At 54.7% G+C, this 20632-nt stretch carries 15 protein-coding genes; 14 read left to right on the top strand and 1 reads right to left on the bottom strand.

Annotated elements, in window-relative coordinates; genetic code table 11:
• Nucleotides 1-68: 68 nt before the first annotated feature.
• The gene (locus AC3WQH_RS19745) at nucleotides 69-2300 is read left to right on the top strand and encodes a heavy metal translocating P-type ATPase (protein WP_492332220.1); all 2232 of its coding nucleotides are present in this window, start codon (nucleotides 69-71) and stop codon (nucleotides 2298-2300) included.
• Between the two features lie 90 nt (nucleotides 2301-2390).
• Here AC3WQH_RS19745 and AC3WQH_RS19740 read toward each other — a convergent pair whose 3' ends face one another.
• A complete protein-coding gene (locus AC3WQH_RS19740) occupies nucleotides 2391-4397 on the bottom strand; it encodes an ABC transporter ATP-binding protein (protein WP_122952420.1) in 2007 nt (668 codons plus the stop codon).
• Between the two features lie 290 nt (nucleotides 4398-4687).
• Between AC3WQH_RS19740 and AC3WQH_RS19735 the strand changes: the two genes are divergently transcribed.
• The 13 genes from AC3WQH_RS19735 (at nucleotide 4688) to AC3WQH_RS19675 (ending at nucleotide 20451) form a co-directional block, all read left to right on the top strand.
• On the top strand, nucleotides 4688-5587 hold the full coding sequence (locus AC3WQH_RS19735) for a phosphotransferase family protein (RefSeq protein WP_025847193.1): 900 nt from the start codon (nucleotides 4688-4690) through the stop codon (nucleotides 5585-5587).
• Nucleotides 5588-5632: 45 nt separating this feature from the next.
• A complete protein-coding gene (locus tag AC3WQH_RS19730; protein WP_005832688.1) occupies nucleotides 5633-6829 on the top strand; it encodes a DUF3880 domain-containing protein in 1197 nt (398 codons plus the stop codon).
• A gap of 28 nt (nucleotides 6830-6857) precedes the next feature.
• Nucleotides 6858-8480: a DUF3880 domain-containing protein gene (locus AC3WQH_RS19725; protein ID WP_492332219.1), complete on the top strand. Its 1623-nt coding sequence runs from the start codon at nucleotides 6858-6860 to the stop codon at nucleotides 8478-8480.
• A 234-nt stretch (nucleotides 8481-8714) separates the two neighbouring features.
• On the top strand, nucleotides 8715-10364 hold the full coding sequence (locus tag AC3WQH_RS19720; RefSeq protein ID WP_492332218.1) for an ABC transporter substrate-binding protein: 1650 nt from the start codon (nucleotides 8715-8717) through the stop codon (nucleotides 10362-10364).
• 109 nt (nucleotides 10365-10473) lie between these two features.
• Nucleotides 10474-11481, top strand: coding sequence for an iron-hydroxamate ABC transporter substrate-binding protein (locus tag AC3WQH_RS19715; protein ID WP_309479543.1), 1008 nt, complete (start codon nucleotides 10474-10476; stop codon nucleotides 11479-11481).
• 20 nt (nucleotides 11482-11501) lie between these two features.
• Nucleotides 11502-12509 carry a FecCD family ABC transporter permease gene (locus AC3WQH_RS19710; protein WP_005832560.1) on the top strand — a complete coding sequence of 336 codons (1008 nt, stop codon included), beginning with the start codon at nucleotides 11502-11504 and terminating at the stop codon, nucleotides 12507-12509.
• Nucleotides 12502-13521 (top strand): FecCD family ABC transporter permease, encoded by a 1020-nt coding sequence (locus AC3WQH_RS19705; protein ID WP_007779360.1) that lies wholly within the window; start codon nucleotides 12502-12504, stop codon nucleotides 13519-13521. Before AC3WQH_RS19710 ends, AC3WQH_RS19705 begins: the two co-directional genes overlap by 8 nt.
• Before the next feature lie 99 nt (nucleotides 13522-13620).
• Nucleotides 13621-14187 carry a nitroreductase family protein gene (locus tag AC3WQH_RS19700; protein WP_026558561.1) on the top strand — a complete coding sequence of 189 codons (567 nt, stop codon included), beginning with the start codon at nucleotides 13621-13623 and terminating at the stop codon, nucleotides 14185-14187.
• Between the two features lie 281 nt (nucleotides 14188-14468).
• Entirely contained in the window at nucleotides 14469-15698 is a 1230-nt protein-coding gene (locus AC3WQH_RS19695) for an MFS transporter (RefSeq protein WP_007779357.1), read from the top strand.
• Nucleotides 15699-15812: 114 nt separating this feature from the next.
• On the top strand, nucleotides 15813-16205 hold the full coding sequence (locus tag AC3WQH_RS19690) for an MmcQ/YjbR family DNA-binding protein (RefSeq protein WP_197187049.1): 393 nt from the start codon (nucleotides 15813-15815) through the stop codon (nucleotides 16203-16205).
• A gap of 128 nt (nucleotides 16206-16333) precedes the next feature.
• Nucleotides 16334-17716 (top strand): sigma-54 interaction domain-containing protein, encoded by a 1383-nt coding sequence (locus AC3WQH_RS19685; protein WP_492332217.1) that lies wholly within the window; start codon nucleotides 16334-16336, stop codon nucleotides 17714-17716.
• Between the two features lie 503 nt (nucleotides 17717-18219).
• Nucleotides 18220-19602 (top strand): GntP family permease, encoded by a 1383-nt coding sequence (locus AC3WQH_RS19680; protein WP_005832570.1) that lies wholly within the window; start codon nucleotides 18220-18222, stop codon nucleotides 19600-19602.
• A 63-nt stretch (nucleotides 19603-19665) separates the two neighbouring features.
• The gene (locus AC3WQH_RS19675) at nucleotides 19666-20451 is read left to right on the top strand and encodes a 3-hydroxybutyrate dehydrogenase (RefSeq protein WP_005832572.1); all 786 of its coding nucleotides are present in this window, start codon (nucleotides 19666-19668) and stop codon (nucleotides 20449-20451) included.
• The last annotated feature ends 181 nt before the right edge of the window (nucleotides 20452-20632 follow it).

The raw sequence follows: 20632 nt of genomic DNA, 5'->3' as shown, positions 1-20632 counted from the left end.
TGAATGTTTGTTGGATGGACGCGGAAGCAGTTGGGGAAAATAGATGCCTGGGAAATAGGTGAGAGCATATGTCAAATCAACCAAAACAAGGCGGGTGCTGCAGCGGGCACCATTGCAGCTCGGAGCATACCCATGACAAAAAAATTCTCACGGTGCTGGAGCCAGCCGCCGCGATCGCTTCGGACGGCGCGGGCGTTTTGTCTGCGCAGGCGATTGTGTATCGCGTGCACGGCATGGACTGCAGCTCGTGCGCGAAGTCGTTGGAGCGGCACATGAAGTCGCTGCCTGCGGTAAAGGAAGTGAGCGTCAACTTTTCCACCGGAAAAATGCAGCTTGTCTCCGACGGACTGCAGGACGAAGCCGTCATCAAGGAAGTCGCCAAGGCAGGCTACAGCGCCAAACGGCTTGAGCGGCGAACAGCCCGCGAAGCGGTCCAAAACGATCGTGCAGGCACCGTCCTCACATCACTGTCCGGCGCGTTTCTGGCGCTTGGCTTTTTGGTTTCGCTGACCAGCGTCTCTCCGTCGGTCAGCACGATTTTGTACGCCCTGTCCATTATCAGCGGCGGCTACCGCCCGGCGCGCAGCGCTTTTTACGCGATCAAGAGCAAGTCGCTGGACATGAACGTCTTGATGTCCATTGCGGCGCTCGGCGCAGCGCTGATCGGAGAGTGGCTGGAGGGAGCGACAGTTGTCTGGCTGTTTTCCATCGGCAATCTGCTACAGACCAAGTCCATTGAGAAGACGCGCGATTCGATCCGCAACCTGATGGATTTGGCTCCGCCTGAAGCGTGGGTGAAAAAAGGCGATGCGCTGACGAGAATGTCCGTAGAAGAGATTGGCGTAGGCGACGTGATCGTGGTCAAACCGGGGGAGAAAATCCCGCTCGACGGCGATATTTTGTCCGGACATTCCAGCGTGAATCAGGCCCCGATTACCGGGGAGTCCATCCCGGTCGACAAGCAGGCGGGCGACGCGGTGTTCGCAGGCAGCGTGAATGAAAGCGGCGCTCTGGAAATCAAGGTGACAAAGCTCGTCGAGGATACGGCGATTGCGCGCATCATTCATCTGGTGGAGGAGGCCCAGGAGAAAAAGGCTCCGACTCAGGCGTTCGTCGACAAGTTCGCCGCCATGTACACGCCAATCGTGCTTGTTCTCGCTTTGCTCGTGATCGTGTTCCCTCCCGTGCTCGGCATGGGCACGTGGGGAGAATGGTTTTACAAGGCGCTGGAGCTGCTTGTGGTCGCTTGCCCGTGCGCATTGGTCATCTCGACGCCCGTTGCCATCGTATCGGCGATCGGAAACGCAGCGCGAAACGGCGTGCTGATAAAAGGCGGGACATTTCTGGAGCGGGCCGGAGCGATTGAGGCGATTGCCTTTGACAAAACAGGCACGCTGACAGAGGGCAAGCCGCGCGTGACGCAGGTGGTGGCCGCAGGCGAGACGGAGGAAGCCATCCTCGCGATTGCCAGAACGATGGAGGAGCGCTCCAGCCATCCGATTGCCCAGGCGATTGTGGCATACGCCAAGGAAAAGCAGGTGGCGGCGCTCGCGGGCAAGGACTTCCAGGCGCTGGTGGGAAAAGGCGTTCAGGCGACGATTCATGGCGAAGTGTACTACGCCGGAAAGCCCGCGCTGTTTGCCGAGCTGGGCGTAGACATGAGCGCCTGGCAGGAGCAGATCGCGTCTTTGCAAGCGGAAGGCAACACGCTGATCGTGATCGGCACCCGCCAAAAGCTGCTTGGCATGATCGCAGTGGCCGATACGATCCGCGAGATTACCGTCGGCGCGATCAGCAAGCTGAAAGCGGCCGGGATCAGCGAGATCATCATGCTGACAGGCGACAATGCGGGAACGGCGAAAAAGGTAGCGGCCCAGACGGGCGTAGACCGTTATTTTGCCGAGCTGCTCCCGCAGGACAAGGTGGAAGCGGTGAAAAAGCTGCAACAGGAGGGCAAAGTCGTCGCAATGGTCGGGGACGGCATCAACGACGCGCCTGCGCTGGCAACTGCCGACCTGGGCATCGCGATGGGCGGAGCAGGGACGGATACCGCGATGGAAACAGCCGATATCGTCCTGATGGCCGACAATCTGGAAAAGTTGCCGCACACCGTCAGAATCAGCCGCAAAGCGCTGGTGATTATCAAGCAAAACATCTGGTTTTCCATCGTGGTGAAGCTGGCCGCACTCGTGCTGATTTTTCCGGGCTGGCTGACCTTGTGGCTGGCAGTCTTAAGCGACACGGGCGCTGCTTTGCTGGTCATTTTAAACAGCATGCGCCTGCTCAGAATGAAGCCTTGACAGATGAAAAAGCAAAAGGGAGAAGAGCCAAGGCTCTCTCCCTTTTTGGTATGGCATGCGTGTACGCGTTTGCACGTTTTTGCACGAGTCTTACACCAGCACGCCGCCGCCGTAGCGTTCAAATTCTTTCTGGGTGCAGGCGACATAGTGGCCTGGCTCGATTTCCCGCAGCACTCTTTCCTCGTCCTGGTTTTGCAGGTACTCCTGATCGTCGAACACAATTCGTTTGCGGTTGCGCTCGTAATCCGGGTCTGGCAAAGGAATCGCAGAGAGCAGGGACTTGGTGTACGGGTGAATCGGATTTTCGTACAGGCGGTTGCTTTCCGCCAACTCGACGATGCGGCCGCGGTACATGACGCCGATGCGGTCGCTGATGTATTTCACCATCGACAGGTCATGGGCGATGAACAGATAGGTCAGCCCTTTTTCTTTTTGCAGACGTTTGAGCAGGTTGATGACCTGCGCCTGGATGGATACGTCCAGTGCGGAGATCGGCTCGTCGGCAATGATAAACTCAGGATCGACTGCGAGAGCGCGCGCGATACCGATGCGCTGGCGCTGCCCGCCGCTGAACTCATGCGGGTAACGGTTGGCGTGCTCGCGGTTGAGACCGACCGTTTCCAAAAGCTCATGTACTTTCGCAATGCGCTGCTCTTTAGTAGCGAGCTTGTGGATATCCAGACCTTCCGCGATAATATCGGATACAGTCAGACGAGGATTCAGGGACGAATACGGGTCTTGGAAAATCATCTGGATTTTGCGGTTCAGCCATTTTTTCTCTTCGCCTGATTTTTTGCCGTGGACGTTTTTGCCTTTGAACAGCACTTCGCCGTCAGTGGCGTCATACAGGCGCAGGATCGTCCGGCCCGTAGTGGATTTTCCACACCCGGATTCGCCTACGAGTCCGAAAATCTCGCCTTTGTAGATGTCAAAAGTAATGCCGTCGACAGCCTTCAAGACTTGTCCGCCGCCAAGGTCGAAATGCTGCTTCAAGTTTCTGACTTCCACGATCTTCTCGCGCTGGTCGTACGAGATCGTTGCTTTCGGACGCGGGCTTTCGACTTTCTTCGCCTCTGCAGAAGCAGTCTTGCGTCGCACAGCAGAAGCGGGCGGGTCGATCTGTGGAGCCATTTCGTGCAGCAGCCAGGTTGCCGCATAGTGCGTGTCGGAAATTTTGAACATCGGCGGCTCGTATTCCAGATCGACTTTCAGGGCGTACGGATTGCGCGCAGCAAACGCATCGCCGACAGGCGGCTTGAACATGTCTGGCGGGGAGCCAGGAATAGACATCAGCTCTTCGTCGTCCGTATCGAGGCTAGGCATCGAGCCGAGCAGGCCCCATGTGTACGGATGCTTGGGATCGTAGAAAATCTCGTCGACTTTTCCGATCTCGACGATTTTTCCCGCGTACATGACAGCTACGCGGTCAGCCATGTTGGCTACGACGCCGAGGTCGTGGGTAATGAAGATGATCGAGGTGCCCATTTTTTTCTGAATGTCTTTGAGCAGCTCCAAAATTTGCGCCTGAATGGACACGTCGAGCGCGGTCGTCGGCTCGTCGGCAATGATGACTTTAGGATTGCAGGCGAGGGCGATCGCAATGACAATCCGTTGGCGCATCCCGCCGGAGAATTGGTGCGGGTATTGATCGACGCGTTCTTTTGCGAACGGAATCCCGACCAGCTCCAACAGCTCGACGGCGCGGGTGCGCGCTTCGGAACGGCTCAGCTTTTGGTGCTTGATGAAGCTCTCCATGATTTGGTTCCCGATCGTCATGGTCGGGTTGAGAGAGGTCATCGGATCCTGGAAAATCATCGAAATATCGCGGCCGCGAACGTCCTGCATTTCTTTTTCCGACAGGGTGACCAAATCTCTTCCTTCGAACAGGACTTGTCCTTTCGGAATACGTCCCGGAGGAGAAGGGATGAGTCGCATGAGAGCTTGCGAGGTAACCGATTTTCCGGAGCCGGACTCGCCCACGATGGCCAGAGTCTCTCCTTTGTGCAAGTCGAAGGAAACCCCCCGCACCGCTTTTACCTCACCTGCATACGTATCAAAAGACACGTGTAAGTCCTTTACTTCCAAAACTTTTTCCATAGAATCCTCCCTTTCTCTATATATGTTTTTGTGAGTAAACAACCCGCCATTTATGTGTAACAATCTCTCTAGTATGAATTTTTACGAAAATGAAAATCATTATCACCATTATACTATATTTGCTGAGTATTGTTAAAAAATTTTTTTCCATGAGCACATCTATATCGGCAAAGCCCCAAATGTTGCTAGGCAGGCTTCATTAGGGGCTTTTTTATCGTTGCCTTTCGTGAGCCAAGTCATACAATACATCAACTGAGTTAGAACGCAGTCTGGAAAGGGGCGTATTTCGTGTGCAACTCGAGCCTTTGCGCAAGCTGCTGCAAGAGCGATATCCAGAGCTACGTAACGAAACATTCCGGGTGGACGATACAGGCTGGAGCAATTTCGTCGTCATCGTGGGAGAAAAAATGATTTTTCGCTTCCCCAAGACCGAAGAAGCCAAAGCGATTATCAGCCGGGAGACGCAAATTTTGCCACAGCTTGAGTCGATGGTGCCTGTGGCGATTCCGCAGTTTGTCTATTCTTCTGCGCCGACCGACGACATCAAGTACGTAGGCTATCCGATGATTTTCGGCAAGCCGCTTTACCGCGAAGAGATGAACGGGCTGTCCGGGCAGGAGCAAGAGAAGGTAGCGGAGGCGATTGGCGGCTTTCTGAGCGGTCTGCATGCCTACCCGCTGGAAAAGTCGTTCGACAAGGCGATTGATCCGGGGTTGACCCGGCTCTTTTACGAGAACTTTCTGGCACGGATCGAGCGGAAGGCTTTTTCCTACATGCCTGTCGAGCTGCAACGGTGGACCCGGCAAACCTTTCAGTCGTTTTTGGCGAACCCGGACTACTTCCGGTTCAAGCCGGCCTTGCTGCACAACGACTTGAAGCCGGAGCATCTGCTCTACGACTTTGAAAAAAGGCAACTGAGCGGGATTATCGACTTCGGAGCGATGGGGGTAGGCGACCCTGCCTATGATTTTGTCGGCATATACCGGGCGTACGGCGCGGCTTTTACCCAAAAAGTGCTGAGCCATTACACCCGGGAGATTGACGCCAGATTTTTGGAGCGGATCACAACGTTTTACGTCAAGACCATCAGCTTCTGGACGCTCTTTTACGGCATTGACAGCCAAAATGAAAAGCTCATCCAGTACGGGCTTGGAAAGCTGCAGGCATTTGCCAAACCAAAAAGGACGTAAACCGTAATCGGGTGGAAACAGAAGGAAGGACGGCGAGGTGAGGAAATGCGCGTACTGTTTTTGGAAAGTCATCCGATGTGGATTCACGGGCTGCCAAACGGGTTTCGCGACTCTGGACACGATGTGATGATCTCGGGGCCGCTGACGGAGCAAAACATTCCCGAGATGCTGGGAGAGTTTCAGCCGGATTTGATCGTCATGATCGGCTGGGGGCCGGAGCAGACACCCGTCAAGCTGGACTGGATTTTTCGGCATGTCCGGCAAACAGAGGTGCCGCTCGTTTACTGGGCGACAGAAGACCCTACGTTTACAGAGAGCTTTACGATGCCGCTTATTCAAAGAGTGCAGCCCGATTTCGTCTTTACCATTTGCCCAAAGCGCCTGGATTATTACGCGGAGCGGGGGATCAAGGCGGCACACATGGATTTCGGATTTCACTCCAGCATCCATTGTCCCGTTCCGGCCGAGGAGGCGTATCGCACCTCCATCGCCGTTGTTGCCAACGCTTATCCGCATGTATTTGAGCAGTATAGCGGCCATTATCGGCTTGTTTCGCTGTTTACACTGATTCGCCCTCTGCTTCACGAGGGCATGCGCATCGACTTTTACGGGCGGGACTGGGATAAAATGAAGCCGTATTTGGGCATGGACATTCCATCAGAGTGGATTCACGGCTATTTGTCTTACCCGGATGCCCACAAAGTCTACAGCTCGGCAGACATCATGATCGGCCTGCAAAACTACGAGACGCAGTTCACACAGCGGACATATGAGATTTTAGGCTCGGGCGGTTTTCTCGTCACCCAGGATACAGAGGCCGTCCGCAGCATGTTCACGTCCGGAAAAGAACTGGTCGCGGCTGCTTCTGCCACAGATACGCTGCAAATCATCGAGCATTACTTGCAGCATCCAGAGAAGCGAAAAGAAATCCGCGAGCAGGGAAGACGGGCTGTGAGCCACGCCAACTATCAGCATCGCGCCGACTACATGGTGCAGGTGCTGCAAGAGCAAGGGCTTTTGCCGCAAACGCTCGCCACTGCGGCAGGGCAAGGCCAGTTGATCTCGTACGCGGACCTGATTCGCGAGCGGTACGAGGTGCACGATGTCCGCCCCGGCGATACGCTGTGGAAAATTGCCCAGGCTTACGGCGTGACCATCGAGCACATTATGAAGGAAAACGGGCTGACTTCCTATGATATATACGTCGATCAATATTTGAAAATCAGGGAGCGACAGCAGTAAAAGCAAACTGACGTGGTGGAGGGAGCACATGAGAATTTTGTTTTTGGAAAAGTGCCAGGCGCTCCTTCACGGTTTGCCGTACGGGTTTCACGACGCCGGCCATCAGGTGCTGATTTCCGGGCTGTTGACCGAGCGGCATCTGCCTGCGTTGTTGCAATCGTTTCGGCCGTCCCTCATCGTCATGACAGGCTGGGGGCCAGAGCTGACCTTGACGCAGCAAGCGTACTTGTGCGAGCAGATCAAGCAGGCGCAGGTGCCCTTGGTCTACTGGGCGGAGGAAGACCCGGCTTTTGTCCACATCTGGTCACTGCCTGTCGCGCTGCGCATGCAGGTTGATTTTGTCTTTACCGTCTCGCCGGAAACGGTTTTGGTCTATCGGGAGGCCGGAATCCGCGCTGCGCATATGGACTTCGGCTACGACGAGCAGTTGTATCAGCCTGGCGAGAGCGGGAACGGCCCACGCCTGCCTGTGGCAGTCGTATCTCCAGCTTGCCCGTACATGTATCGGCATCAGTTGGAGCACGATCTCGCGGGTTCTTTGCACACGCTCATCTGGCCGTTGCTGGCGCTGGGGATTCCCGTCCGTTTTTACGGCAAGGAATGGGGGCAGATGAAGCCTATTTTTGGCTTGAACATTCCGCGCGACTGGATTGTGGAGCAGCCAGGCCGGATGGAGGCACGGCAGGTCTATCGGCAAGCCGATATCGTCATCGAGGTGCAGTCTTTAGAAAAGCCAATCTCGGAGCGGATGCTGCAAGCAGCAGGAAGCGGCAGTTTGCTGCTCGCGCGCGACTCTATCGGGCTGAGGCGTATTTTTACTCCCGGCCATGATATGCTGGCATCGTCCTCGCCGATACAGACAGTGGATTTGCTCCGGCACTATCTGGAGAGGCCAGACGAGAGAAAAACGCTTCAGGCGCACGGACTGCGGACGGCTCGTTCTCATACTTACGGGCAACGCGCGCGATTTATGCTTCGCACGCTCGTGGAGGAAGGGATTTTGGCTTCCGATGCGGCCGATTGCGTGCCTGGTGCCGGGGAGCATGGCTGTCCGGGACAGCCGCTTTGCGTGAGCGACGCACGGCATACAGTCAAGTCGGGAGAAAGCCTGTGGCAAATTGCCTGTGCGCACGGCACGACGATCGGAGCGCTTCAGCAGGCAAACCGGTTCGTTTCCGACGTGCTTCATGTCGGTCAAATTTTGCGCATTCCGCATAGAACGGCAGAGGACGGGGAGCAACTTCCGAAAATAAAGAAGTGGCTGGATAAGGCAGCCCGCCTGTTTCAGCTCGATTCGCTGCTGCTTTACGGGATCGCCTATGCGGAATCTGATTTTGGCCAAAATGCAGGCATGAGCAGGGCGGGGGCGCTCGGGATCATGCAGCTCAAGGAGAGGACCGCCCGCGGACTCGGCGTGGATCGAACGGATCCGTGGCAAAACATTTTGGGCGGCGCCATGTACATCAAGGAGATGCTGTATGAATTTGACGGCGATCTGCCGATGGCGTTGGCTGCGTACAACTGGGGGCTGAACCACGTCTGGCACGCCGTTCGCCAGGGGGGCAAGCAGTGGCTGACGCTCGCCCCGGAAGAAACCCAGCATTACTTCATCAAAATCATGAAGTACATGAGCGAGGCAGGCAGACGGTGAGCAACCCGCTAGAAGCCTGATATCGCGACGGAAAAGCTCGGCCTTTTTGGAGGTGGAGCTTTTTTCATTTCGGGCGCTGCTAATAATTGAAGATAGGAAGCTCGGCCCTATTTTGATATACTTTTAGCACGATATTGAGAATTATTATCAAAATGAATAATTAAAGAAACGATTCGTTTTTACATAAAAGCAGTCCGTTGTGAACTATTCCGTAAGGCAAAAGGTGTGACAATGATGAGCGATAGGCAAGCCTTGTTTCAGGAGTTTACAGAGCATGTGATGGCGGATGTCATTTTCAAGCTTCGCGATATTGCCTGGGTAAAAGGGGACGAGCATGAGCGTCTCCGCCAGCAGTTTACGAACGCGCACATCTTGCTGGTCGTCACCGGGGGGCGAGGACGCCTGCGTTTGGAAAACGTGGAGCATCAACTGCGTCAGGATGCCATCTACGTCTGCCCGCCGATGAGCACCTTCGGCATCGACCCGGACTCCGTAGACGACCTGCGGATGTACGTGTTGCGCTTCGATGTTTTTATGGAGTCCAGAAAGCGGAAAAGACATTTGCGCGCTTTGCGGGAGGAACACGAGTTTCCTTTGGTGGGCGAGGTTTCCGTCCGATCCGCCGGGCAGCTTGTCATGCATTGCGATTCGATCGCGGAGCAGTGGCAGCAGGATGGGGGAATCGACCGTTATCGCAGCCAGATTTTGTTTCAGGAGCTGTGGTACCACATCGCGAAGTCCGTCGATTTTACTGCCCAGGACTCTGCTACGGCGCTGGAGCGGGCCCGCGCCTACATGGAAGAGCATTACTCGCAAAACATTACGATCGAGCAGTTGGCGCGCATCGCGGAAGTAAGCCCGAAATATTTTGTGGACTTGTATAAAAAAACGTACGGCGTGTCCGCGATGGACTACGTCACCGAGCTGCGCATCAGCCGGGCGAAGCAACTGATGGCGCAATCTCACGCAAAGCTGCGGGAAATCGCGCACCAGGTAGGCTACAGCGACGAGTTTTACTTCAGCCGCAAGTTCAAAAAGGAAGTGGGCGTTTCTCCTACTGTTTATATGAAAAGCCGCAATCGCAAAATCGCCGCCTACAGGTCGCCGCTCATCGGCCAGATGCTCGCGTTGAAGATGATTCCGTACGCGGCGCCGCTCCACCCGAAATGGACGGCCTATTACCATCAGAACTACCGCTACGACATTCCCGTCCATCTGAGCGCCTTTCGCCAAAATGAAAATTGGAAGGCGAACATCGAGATGCTGCAGGAAGCCAGACCAGACGTCATCCTGTCCTTGGACAAGGCCAACGCGCAGGAGCGAGAGCAGCTTGGCCGGATCGCGCCGACGCTGTTTGTGCCGTTTGAAGCGCTGGGGTGGCGGGAGCAGTTGCAGATGATTGGCGATTTTTTGGGCGAATCGGCAGAAGCGGAGCATTGGCTCGCCGCGTATGACGAAAAGCTGGGCAGAGCGCGGGAAGGACTGCGGCAAAAGCTGGGCGACGAGAAGTTCCTCATTTTGCGCGTGTTCAAACACGAGCTGGCAGTGCACTGCAACCGCAGCATGAACGACGTTTTTTACAACGGCCTGCAAATGAATCCCGCCTACGTCACGCAAGCGAAGGTGTACGACCAGCCTGTGACGCTGCAGGAAGTAGCAGCGCTTGACCCGGACAGGATTTTGCTGCTCGTGTGCCAGGAAGCAGAGACGCTGGAGCATTTCCGGCTGCTGAAGCTGTCGGTGCATTGGCAAGACTTGAAGGCCGTCCGCAACAATCGGACGCATCTGATTACGTCAGACCCGTGGCGGGAATATTCGGCGATGGCCCATGAACGGATTATCAATCAATGCGTGAAGCTGCTTTCAGGAGATCGTCCATGTTGATTCTGGATATCGTCCATGGTCGAGGATACGCAGATGCTTTATAATCACGAATGATAATCGTTATCAATCACAAATATTACACAAATATGTGAGAGGGGCTTTTCAAAGGATGAAAAAGATATATCTTGGTTTTAGCGTCGCCATGCTGGCAATGGCACTGACTGCGTGCGGCGGACAGCAAGCAGCGAACTCCAACGCTGCAAACAACAACGCAGCACCTGCTGCAACTACCGCAACGGCAGAAAAACCTGCAGCAGAGGCAACCCAAGCGGAAACGCGCACGCTCAAATATCTCGATAAAGAATACACCGTTCCAAGCAAAACCGAGCGCATCGTCATCACAGGCAGCATGGAGTCCATGGAAGACGCGCTCGTGCTCGGCGTAAAACCGGTAGGGGCAATTTCCGTCGGCGGCAAATTCCCGGAGATGTTTGCACCAGTAACCGGGGAAGCGCAATCCATCGGGGAGAAAACCCAACCAAACCTGGAAACCATCCTGTCCCTGAAGCCAGACGTCATTCTGGGCAGCAGCAAATTCCCGCCAGAAACGATGGAGAAATTGGGCAAAATCCAAACGACTTTCCCGGTTTCCCACATCTCTACCAACTGGGAAGCAAACCTGCTCTTGCTGGGTGAGCTGACTGGCAAACAAGCGGAAGCGCAAAAAGTGATCGATGACTATAAAAAAGATGTAGAAGCAGCCAAAGTACAACTGGGCGACAGCTTGAAAGACAAAAAAGTCGTCGTGATCCGTGTACGTGGCGGCAGCATCAACATCTATCCGGAAAAAGTGTTCTTCAACCCGTCCCTGTATGCTGACCTGGGCCTGACAGCTCCGGCGGAAGTAAAAGCCGCGAAGGCACAAGAAGTCGTGTCTCTGGAAAAATTCAGCGAAATCAACCCGGATTACATTTTCGTCCAATTCTCTACTGACGAGAACAAAGACAACCCGAAAGCTCTGGAAGATTTGCAAAACAACCCGATCTGGAAGAGCATCAACGCTGTGAAAAACGGCAAAGTATTCGTAAACGTAGTCGATCCGCTCGCACAAGGCGGAACAGCTTGGAGTAAAGTAAACTTCCTGAAGGCCGCTGTTGAAAAATTGTCTGCCAAGTAGGAGTAGGCGAGGTTAATCGCATGCAATCGAAAAAAGCAGTACCTATCCTCATACTTGCGGTTTCGCCCATAGCGATTGTGCTCGTGATCGTGCTCTCCGTTTTGTACGGGGCCAAGCAGATCGACGCGTACACCATCTATCAGGCTCTCTTCCAGTTTGACGAAGGGAATGTGGACCACCAGATCATCATGCACTCCCGCCTGCCGCGAGTGTTGGGCGCACTCATGATCGGAGCGTTTTTGGCAATATCGGGGGCACTCATGCAGGGGATGACGAGGAACTACCTCGCGTCCCCCTCTATTATGGGGGTCTCTGACGGATCGGCTTTCGCCATTACGCTTTGCATGGTGCTGTTGCCTGCTGCATCGAACACGACGATGATCTTTATGTCGCTCGCCGGATCGGCAGCAGCGGTAATGATGGTACTTGCTTTGTCCAGGTTGCTGCCAAACGGTTTTTCGCCTGTTGCGTTGGCTGTGATCGGGACGATCACGGGAACATTTTTGAGCAGTGTCTCGGCGGCAATCGCTTCGTACTTTCAAGTCTCGCAAAACGTCAGCTTCTGGTACAACGCCCGGCTTCACCAATTGGAGCCAGGGTTGATCTCGCTTTCGATTCCGTTTGCAGTCGTCGGCATTGTCATGGCCTTGCTTTTGTCCAAGTCCATCACGATTTTGTCGCTGGGCGAGGAAATCTCGCTCAGTCTGGGACAAAAGACGATGCTGGTCAAAGTGCTGGCTACGGCGGCCGTCGTCATTCTCACGGGCATTTCGGTCGCACTGGCCGGAAAAATCGGCTTTGTCGGCCTGGTTATTCCGCACATCACCCGTTTTTTGGTCGGGCTCGATTATCGCTGGATCGTTCCGTGCGCAGGCGTCTTGGGCGCCGTTTTCCTCGGGCTGGCGGACGTGCTCAGCCGCTTCCTGAACAGCCCGTTCGAGACGCCGATCGGAGTGGTGACTGCGTTTATTGGCGTACCGTTCTTCCTCTATCTGATTTACAAGAGAGGGGGAGGCAAGCATGCCTGAGAAAAAAAGCAGGTTTCGTCTGCTGCTGACAGTGAACATTCTCCTGATTGTTGCGGCGATTTACATCAGCCTGACAAATGGGGTGTTCGACATGTCGGTGATGGATGTGGTTCGCACTTTGCTGCGCATCGAACCGTCCGCCGATCACGATCTCGTCATTTTCGATTTTCGCTTGCCGCGCATCGTCATTGCGGCTTTGGTAGGCTTTGGCCTGGGCATTGCCGGGGCCGTCATTCAAGGCATTACCCGCAATGGCCTGGCAGACCCCGGGATTTTGGGGATCAACGCCGGGGCAGGTGCGGCGATTGTAGCGTTCATGTTTTTCTTCCAAGGAAAGTTTACGGAGGCAAGCTGGTTTTCGATCATGGCGATGCCGCTTTTCGGTCTGACCGGGGGCTTGCTCGCCGCAGCGCTGATCTACATGTTCGCCTGGCGCAAAGGAACGCTTGACCCGCAACGGCTGATCCTGGTCGGAATCGCCATCGGCTCAGGTTTGGGCGCTGTGTCGCTGTACCTGTCGCTGAAAATGAATCCGAACGATTTCGAAATGGCAACGGTGTGGCTGACAGGAAGCATCTGGAATGCGAACTGGACCCACATTACGGGCATGCTTCCGTGGCTCATCCTGTTGTCCCCGGTCCTCTTGCGCAAGGCGCACGTACTCGATTTGATGCAGCTTAGCGAGGAATCGGTGAAAAGTCTTGGGGTGTCGGTAGAAAAAGAGCGCAACCGGTTGCTGCTGTCCAGCATCGGGATCGTCAGCGCGTGCGTCTCTGTGTCCGGCAGCATCGGCTTTGTCGGCTTGATGGCGCCACACATCGCCAAGCGCTTGACGGGGATTGCGCACAGACACGTCCTGCCGCTGTCCGGTATGATCGGGATGTTGATGGTGGTGGCCGCAGACTTTATCGCCAAGACCGTGTTTACCCCTGTCGAGCTGCCGGTGGGGATCGTCATCTCGATTATCGGCGTGCCGTATTTCTTCTATCTGCTCAGCAGAGCGAGAAGGTAGCATACATGTAAAAAAGCCATTTTCATAAAGCGAAAAAGAGAGCGCCACTTATACGAGGGGCGCTCCTCTGGCTTTAGGGGAGAAAAGGGAGGAACAAAAATGGAACTGGCAAAATTGATTAAGGAGCGCCGCTCGATTCACCGCTTTGAAGATCGCGAGGTAGACCCGGCGCTGGTTGCCGAACTGTTGGACACAGCCGTTTGGGCGCCGAATTACCACATGACCCAGCCGTGGCGCTTTATCGTGACGTACGGCGAAGGGCGCAGAAGAATCGCCGAAGCGGTGCGGATCATGAAGGAAAAACGTGAGCTGGACCCTGTGAAAAAGAAAGAAGTAGGCGAGAAGTTTTACAACAAAATCATGGCGATTCCGATGATAATGACTGTCATCATGACGGAAAGCCCGAACCTGATCGAGCGTCAGGATGATTTTGCCTCGACGAGTATCGTCATCCACAACTTCAGCTTGCTTGCCTGGGAAAAAGGCATCGGGCTGACCTGGGAGACGTATCCGTGGATTCACGAGCCGGAATTTCGCGAAGCGATGGGCATTGCTCCTGGCGAAAGAGTGCTGGGGAACCTGCACATCGGCTACCCGGCGGCGATTCCCAATCCGCAGCCGCGCGTTCCGGCAGCGGAGCGAATTACATTTGTAGACAAAGCATAGGACAAGATTTCCAGATTTTTTCTTGTCACGTTATAACTTTTTGTGGTACTCTTGGATCATTCTACAAGGAAGGGTGACCATCAAGCCAATGATCTACTAACTCCTATTTCCACAAAAGCAATCGGATAATGACGATGCGTTTTTTGGATGGGAGTAGTATGTGCATATTGGCGAATAGATGGTAGAGCCTTTGTCTTTCTTGCAGAAGGTTTCTATGTCTTTTTGGTGTCAGTATGTAATGCCTCCTGTCCAGATCGCAAAATGGATAAGGAGGCTTTTTTATGTCTAATATGCTGCAGAACCGCTATGTCAGGGCCATTTTGTTGTCGGGCCTGTTTTTGCAAATCGGGATTTGGGTGCGCAACTTTGCCATCCTGCTTTACGTGATGGACCATACCGGAGGCGACCCGTTCGCCGTGTCCATGATTTCGGTAGCGGAGTACGCGCCGATTTTCCTCTTCTCGTTTCTCGCCGGGACGTTTGCTGATCGCTGGCGGCCGAGACGGACGATGGTCTGGTGCGATCTGCTCAGCGCCTTGTCGGTGGTCGCGGTGCTCATCACGTTTATGCTCGGAACGTGGAAGGCGATTTTCTTCGCTACGCTGATCTCGGCTGTGCTCTCCCAGTTTTCCCAGCCGTCAGGGATGAAGCTGTTCAAGCTGCATGTGCCTGCTGAGCAGTTGCAAGCCGGGATGTCCGCCTATCAGACGATCTTTGCCATTTTCATGGTGCTCGGCCCGATTGTCGGCACATTCGTGTTCCAGCAATGGGGAATGGAAGCATCTATGGTCATTACGGCCATCGCATTTCTGGCTTCTGCTGGCGTGCTGTACCTGCTGCCGCCTGACCGCGTGGAGACAGAGGAGAAGAAAGACTCGGCTCTGCTTGCGGAAATGGCGAGCGGAATCCGCTACGTGCTCTCCAACCGGGTGCTGTCGCTGCTTGGCGCCTGTTTCATGGCAGCAGGGCTCGGCATTGGGATGGTGCAGCCGTTGGCGATTTTCCTGGTGACAGAACAGCTCCATCTGCCGAAAGAAAGCCTGCAATGGCTATTGATGGTGCAAGGTGTGGGCATGATTGTAGGAGGGGCGCTGACGATGGCGCTGGCAAAAAACGTTCCGCCGCAAAGGCTGCTCGTCATGGGCATGCTAGGGAACGCAGTTGCCCTGGGCATTTGCGGGGTGTCTACGCATCTGTGGCTGACGCTTTTGGCCCAACTGGTTGCTGGATTGCTTTTGCCGTGCATCCAGATCGGGATCAATACGATGCTGCTCAAATATACGGAAAGCTCCTTCATCGGGCGGGTTAACGGGATTTTGACCCCGCTGTTTACAGGTTCTATGGTCATCATGATGAGTATAGCCGGGGTGTTGAAGCTGCACCTTCCCCTCGTCGCGATCTATACGATTTCGGCAGCGCTGTTCATTATCGGCTTGAGCTTTATTTTGCCGCTGTATCGCATGAAAGAAGGAAAGGCCGGAGCTGATGCAGAACAGATTGGATCATATTGAGGCTGCATGAGGTTGGCAGCGTGTGCTGCGGTAGCGGCAAATGCTCTGGCCTTGTCCCAGGCGCGAGCGAGGCTTGAGCCAGAGCATTGGAAAAAAGAGCGGGGGTGCGGTCAGGTGGCGCATGAGCGGATTTCATCTAAGGAAGGTCTGGCTATGGAAGCGGCCGTGAGAAAGCTGGCGGTCCGTCTGCCGGAGGTAACGGAACAGGTGGATGGTTTTGGGCACACGTCGTTTCGGGTAAGCGACAAGCCGTTTGTCATTATGGGCGAGGGCGGTGCTGACGGGCCAGCCTTGTCCTTCAAGGTGCTCAAGACGACGCAGGAAATTTTGCTTGCGCAGGAGCACTTTTACAAGACGCCTTACATCGGCCATCATGGCTGGGTGTCCATCCGCGCCAAAAATATCGCGGACTACGACATGCTCGCCGACTATTTGCTGGAAGGCTATCTGTGCGCAGCCCCCAAGCGCCTGGTCAAGCAGGTGCAGGCGAACGCGCAGGCACAGTAGAGCGGGCTTGTGGGTGCTTTTCGCGGGAAAAGGCAGGCTTCCCCTGATGTCTCCTGCTATAATTCATAAGTAACGAGCTGTGAACGACCGTTCGGCACAGCGATATTCCAGGCAAAGGGGGAGCCGTGTTGGATTTGAATCTCCAGCAAATCAGCAAGCTGCTCGAGGTCGTCTTCGAGAATGCCCATGAGCCGATGATTGTGACGGACAGGGACGGCAAAATCCTTTTGATGAATCGGAGCTATCGGGAATTTTTGAATGTGCAGGACGTCATCGGCAAGCCAGTGACGGACGTCATCGAAAATACGCGCATGCATATCGTCGGCCAGGCGGGCGTAGCGGAAATTGCGGATATCCAGCAAATCAAAGGGCAGAAGATGATCGCCCACCGCATCCCGATCATGGACGAGGGCAAGGTCATTGCCGTGCTCGGGACGGTGCTGTTTCAGGATGTGCAAGAGCTGACTGCCCTGGCCGCAATGGTCGATCAGTTGAAGGACGAGCTGACTTACTATAAAAAAGAACTGCGGCGCAGGATGGGGGCGACCTATCATTTTGACCAGATCGTCGGGTACAATCAAAAGCTGCAGGAGCTGAAAAAATTCGCCCAAAAGGTGGCGACGAGCGATTCGACGGTGCTGATTACCGGAGAGAGCGGCACGGGCAAGGAGCTGTTTGCCCATGCGATTCATGCGCAGAGCAAGCGGAAGATGGGGCCGTTCATCCGCGTGAACTGTGCGGCGATTCCTGATTCATTGCTGGAGTCCGAGCTGTTTGGCTATGAAGAGGGAGCGTTTACCGGAGCAGTGCGCCGCGGGAAAAAAGGAAAGTTCGAGCTGGCCAATCACGGAACGATCCTCCTGGACGAGATCGGAGACATGCCGCTGCCGCTGCAAGCCAAGCTGCTGCGGGTGCTGCAGGAAAAAGAAGTGGAGCGGGTCGGGGCCGTGCGGACGACGCCGATTGATGTGCGGGTCATCGCCTCTACCAACCTGGATTTGCCGCAGCGCATCAAGGAAGGCAAGTTCCGCGCCGACCTGTACTACCGCTTAAACGTAGTCACCCTGTCGATTCCTCCGCTGCGAGAGCGGCTGGAGGATTTGCCGGAGCTTGTTTCCAACCTGCTCAAACAACTGAGCGAGTCCACGGGCGTCACGGTCAAGGTGATCGACGAAGACGTGTGGACGGTGCTGCGCGGCTATTCCTGGCCGGGAAATGTACGGGAGCTGCGCAACGTGCTGGAGCGGGCGCTGCATCTGGTGGAGGACGATGTGCTGAAAAAGGAGCACATTTGGCTGCCGGCTTCTGACGAGGTCGCGCCAGTTGCTGCTATTTCTCCGTCCGGCAGGGAGTTGCGGCCGCTCAAGCAGTTGGTGGAAGAGACGGAGCGGGAAGCGATTTTGCTGGCGATGCAGCAGGCCGGAGGCAACAAGCTGGAGGCGGCAAAGCTTTTGCAGATCAGCAAGTCCAGCTTTTATGAAAAGTGGGAGAAGTATCAGCAGAAGAAATAAAGGCAGTGCTTTTAGAAGCTGGGACATGTCGGACAAGCCGCGGTCCCGGCTTTTTTTGATCGAGAGAGGCGCTGTCGCTGTGGAGGCCGGAGGGGCTGGAGGGGCAGGCGACGTTCACGCGAGAAAGCTGGACGGAGCCAGGTGGTGTGCTAACTGTCGTCCCTTGTCGCATTTTGCTAGATTCCGCGTTTCCGGAAAGAGAAAAAGAGAGAAGGCGGACAGCGGCAGAAGGTTTTGACTTTTCGGGCAGATGGATTTCGCGGTGATTTTTGCTAGATTCCATAAATGCGGACGCGTTTTTCCGGAAATCCGGAAGTTTTTGCAAGCGCTATCATTTTACTGTTGCTGTCCGTTTGGCGCAAAGCCGCGTCTGATCGCGATTTGTCGGAATTTGGCCCACGTTGGCACGATCCATGCAATTCAAGAGAGGATGTAAGCGATTTCTTTTGGTGGGTACACACACTATGCTCTCCAGGCGGAGGGCCATTCGAAAGGAGAATTGTATGATTATTGAAGTGTTGTCCATCGTGATCGCGCTTGGTCTGTTGATGTTTTTCGCGTACCGGGGCTACCCTGTTATCGTCTTTGCCCCGATTTTTACGCTGCTGGCAGTCGTGATGTCGGGAATTGCGCTGCTGCCCAGCTACACGGAAACATTCATGACCAACGCAGCCAACTATGTGAAATCATTTTTTCCTATCTTCCTGCTTGGTGCGATTTTCGGAAAAGTGATGGAGCTGAGCGGTGCCGCTTCGTCGATCGCGCATACGATCGTGAAAGCGCTTGGCTCCAACCGGGCGATTTTGGCAGTCGTTCTGGCATGTTCGATTTTGACGTATGGCGGGGTGTCGCTGTTCGTCGTCGCTTTTGCCGTTTATCCGTTTGCCGCAGCGATCTTCCGTGAAGCAAACATTCCTAAGCGCCTCATTCCGGGAACGATTGCGCTCGGGGCATTCACCTACACGATGGATGCTTTGCCGGGAACGCCGCAAATTCAAAACATCATTCCTACGACGTATTTCGGTACGGACGCCTATGCGGCTCCGGTTGTGGGGATTATCGGCGCCATCATCGTTTTTGTCGGCGGGATGGCGTGGCTGGAACGCAGACGCAAACAGGCGGCTGCCGCCGGAGAAGGCTATGGCGAAGGACATTCGAACGAGCCGGAGTTGGTGAAAACCGAAACGTACATGAACATCTGGGTAGCGATTCTTCCGCTGGCGCTCGTGCTCGTCGGCAACTACCTGTTCAGCCGTGGCATCTGGACGGTCGAAAACTGGTATGACGCTACGATGCTCAAAGATTCGTTCAAAATTGAAAAAGTGAAAAACGTCGTGTCGTCTTGGGCACTGATTATTTCTCTTAGCCTGGGGATCATTGCAGCGATGCTTATTAACGTGAAGCAGGTCAAAACGAAGCTGGCAAGCGGTTTGACCGCAGCAGCCATGGGTGCTTTGCTGGCGATCTTCAATACAGCGTCCGAAGTTGGCTTTGGAAACGTCGTGAAAACATTGCCTGGCTTCAAGCTGATTCAAGACTGGATTTTGGGTGCGAGCGACCATCCGCTCGTCTCGGAGGCTGTAGCGGTAAACGTGCTGGCAGGTGTGACCGGATCGGCCTCTGGCGGGATGTCGATTGCACTTGAGGTCATGGGCAAGCAATACCTGGAGATGGCCAACGCCGCCGGGATCAGTCCAGAGCTGTTGCACCGGATTGCTTCCATGGCTTCCGGCGGGATGGATACGCTGCCGCACAACGGAGCGGTCATCACGCTGCTCGCCATCACCGGCTTGACGCATCGCCAGTCGTACAAGGACATTTTTGCCATCACCATTTTGAAAACAGCCGCCGTATTTATACTGGCCTTCGCTGTTTCCATTTTCTAGGTTCGCAACATAACATCCCGCATGGACGGGGATAGACAGCATGCCGGAGAGGAGACAAACCATATGGAGAAACTATTGAACAATCAAGTGGCATTGGTAACAGGAGCAGCGAGCGGGATCGGGCTTGAGATTGCCCGGACGTTTGCGGCAGAGGGCGCCAAAGTCATGCTGCTGGACTTGAACCGGGACGCTGCGGATGCAGCTTCTGCCCGCTTGCAAGAGGAAGGCTATGAGGCGATGAGCTTGAGTGCCGATGTCACGAACGAGGAGCAGATACAAAAAAGCATCCAGCAAGCCGTGGAAACTTTCGGCAAGCTCGATATTTTGGTGAACAACGCAGGCCTTCAGTTTGTCTCGCCGATTGAAGAGTTTCCTACGGCCAAGTTCGAGCAGATGATCGCCATCATGCTGACAGCGCCGTTTATCGCGATCAAGCACGCCTTTCCCGTGATGAAACAACAGGGCTACGGGAGGATCATCAACATGGCTTCCATCAACGGCTTGATCGGCTTTGCGGGGAAAGCTGCGTACAACAGCGCCAAGCATGGAGTAATCGGCTTGACCAAGGTGGCGGCGTTGGAGGGGGCTGCAGACGGCATTACCGTCAATGCGATCTGCCCAGGGTATGTCGATACGCCTCTGGTTCAAAACCAACTGGCTGATCTGGCCAAAACGAGACAGGTGCCGCTGGAAAAGGTCATGGAAGAAGTGATCTATCCATTAGTTCCGCAAAAGCGGCTGTTACAGGTGCAGGAAATCGCCGACTACGCTGCGTTTTTGGCGAGCAAGAAAGCGCAGGGCATCACCGGCCAGGCCGTCGTAATTGATGGCGGATATACGGCGCAATAAGCTTCATACAAGGAAAGCAGGGGCCTCTTGTTTATGGAGGCCCTGTTTCATTGTCCAAAGTTTTTTTGATAAACTAGCAAAAAGCTCTTGTATTCTATTTTTAGATGTGATAGATTATTCCTTGTCGCCAAGAACGACGACAAAACACGAGAAAAGATAACAACTTTCGATAAAAAAGTTC

The sequence above is a fragment of the Brevibacillus sp. FW301-21C12A genome (assembly GCF_058788915.1).
Note: the sequence above shows the minus strand (reverse complement) of the source record. Positions and strands in the feature narration are given on the sequence as shown.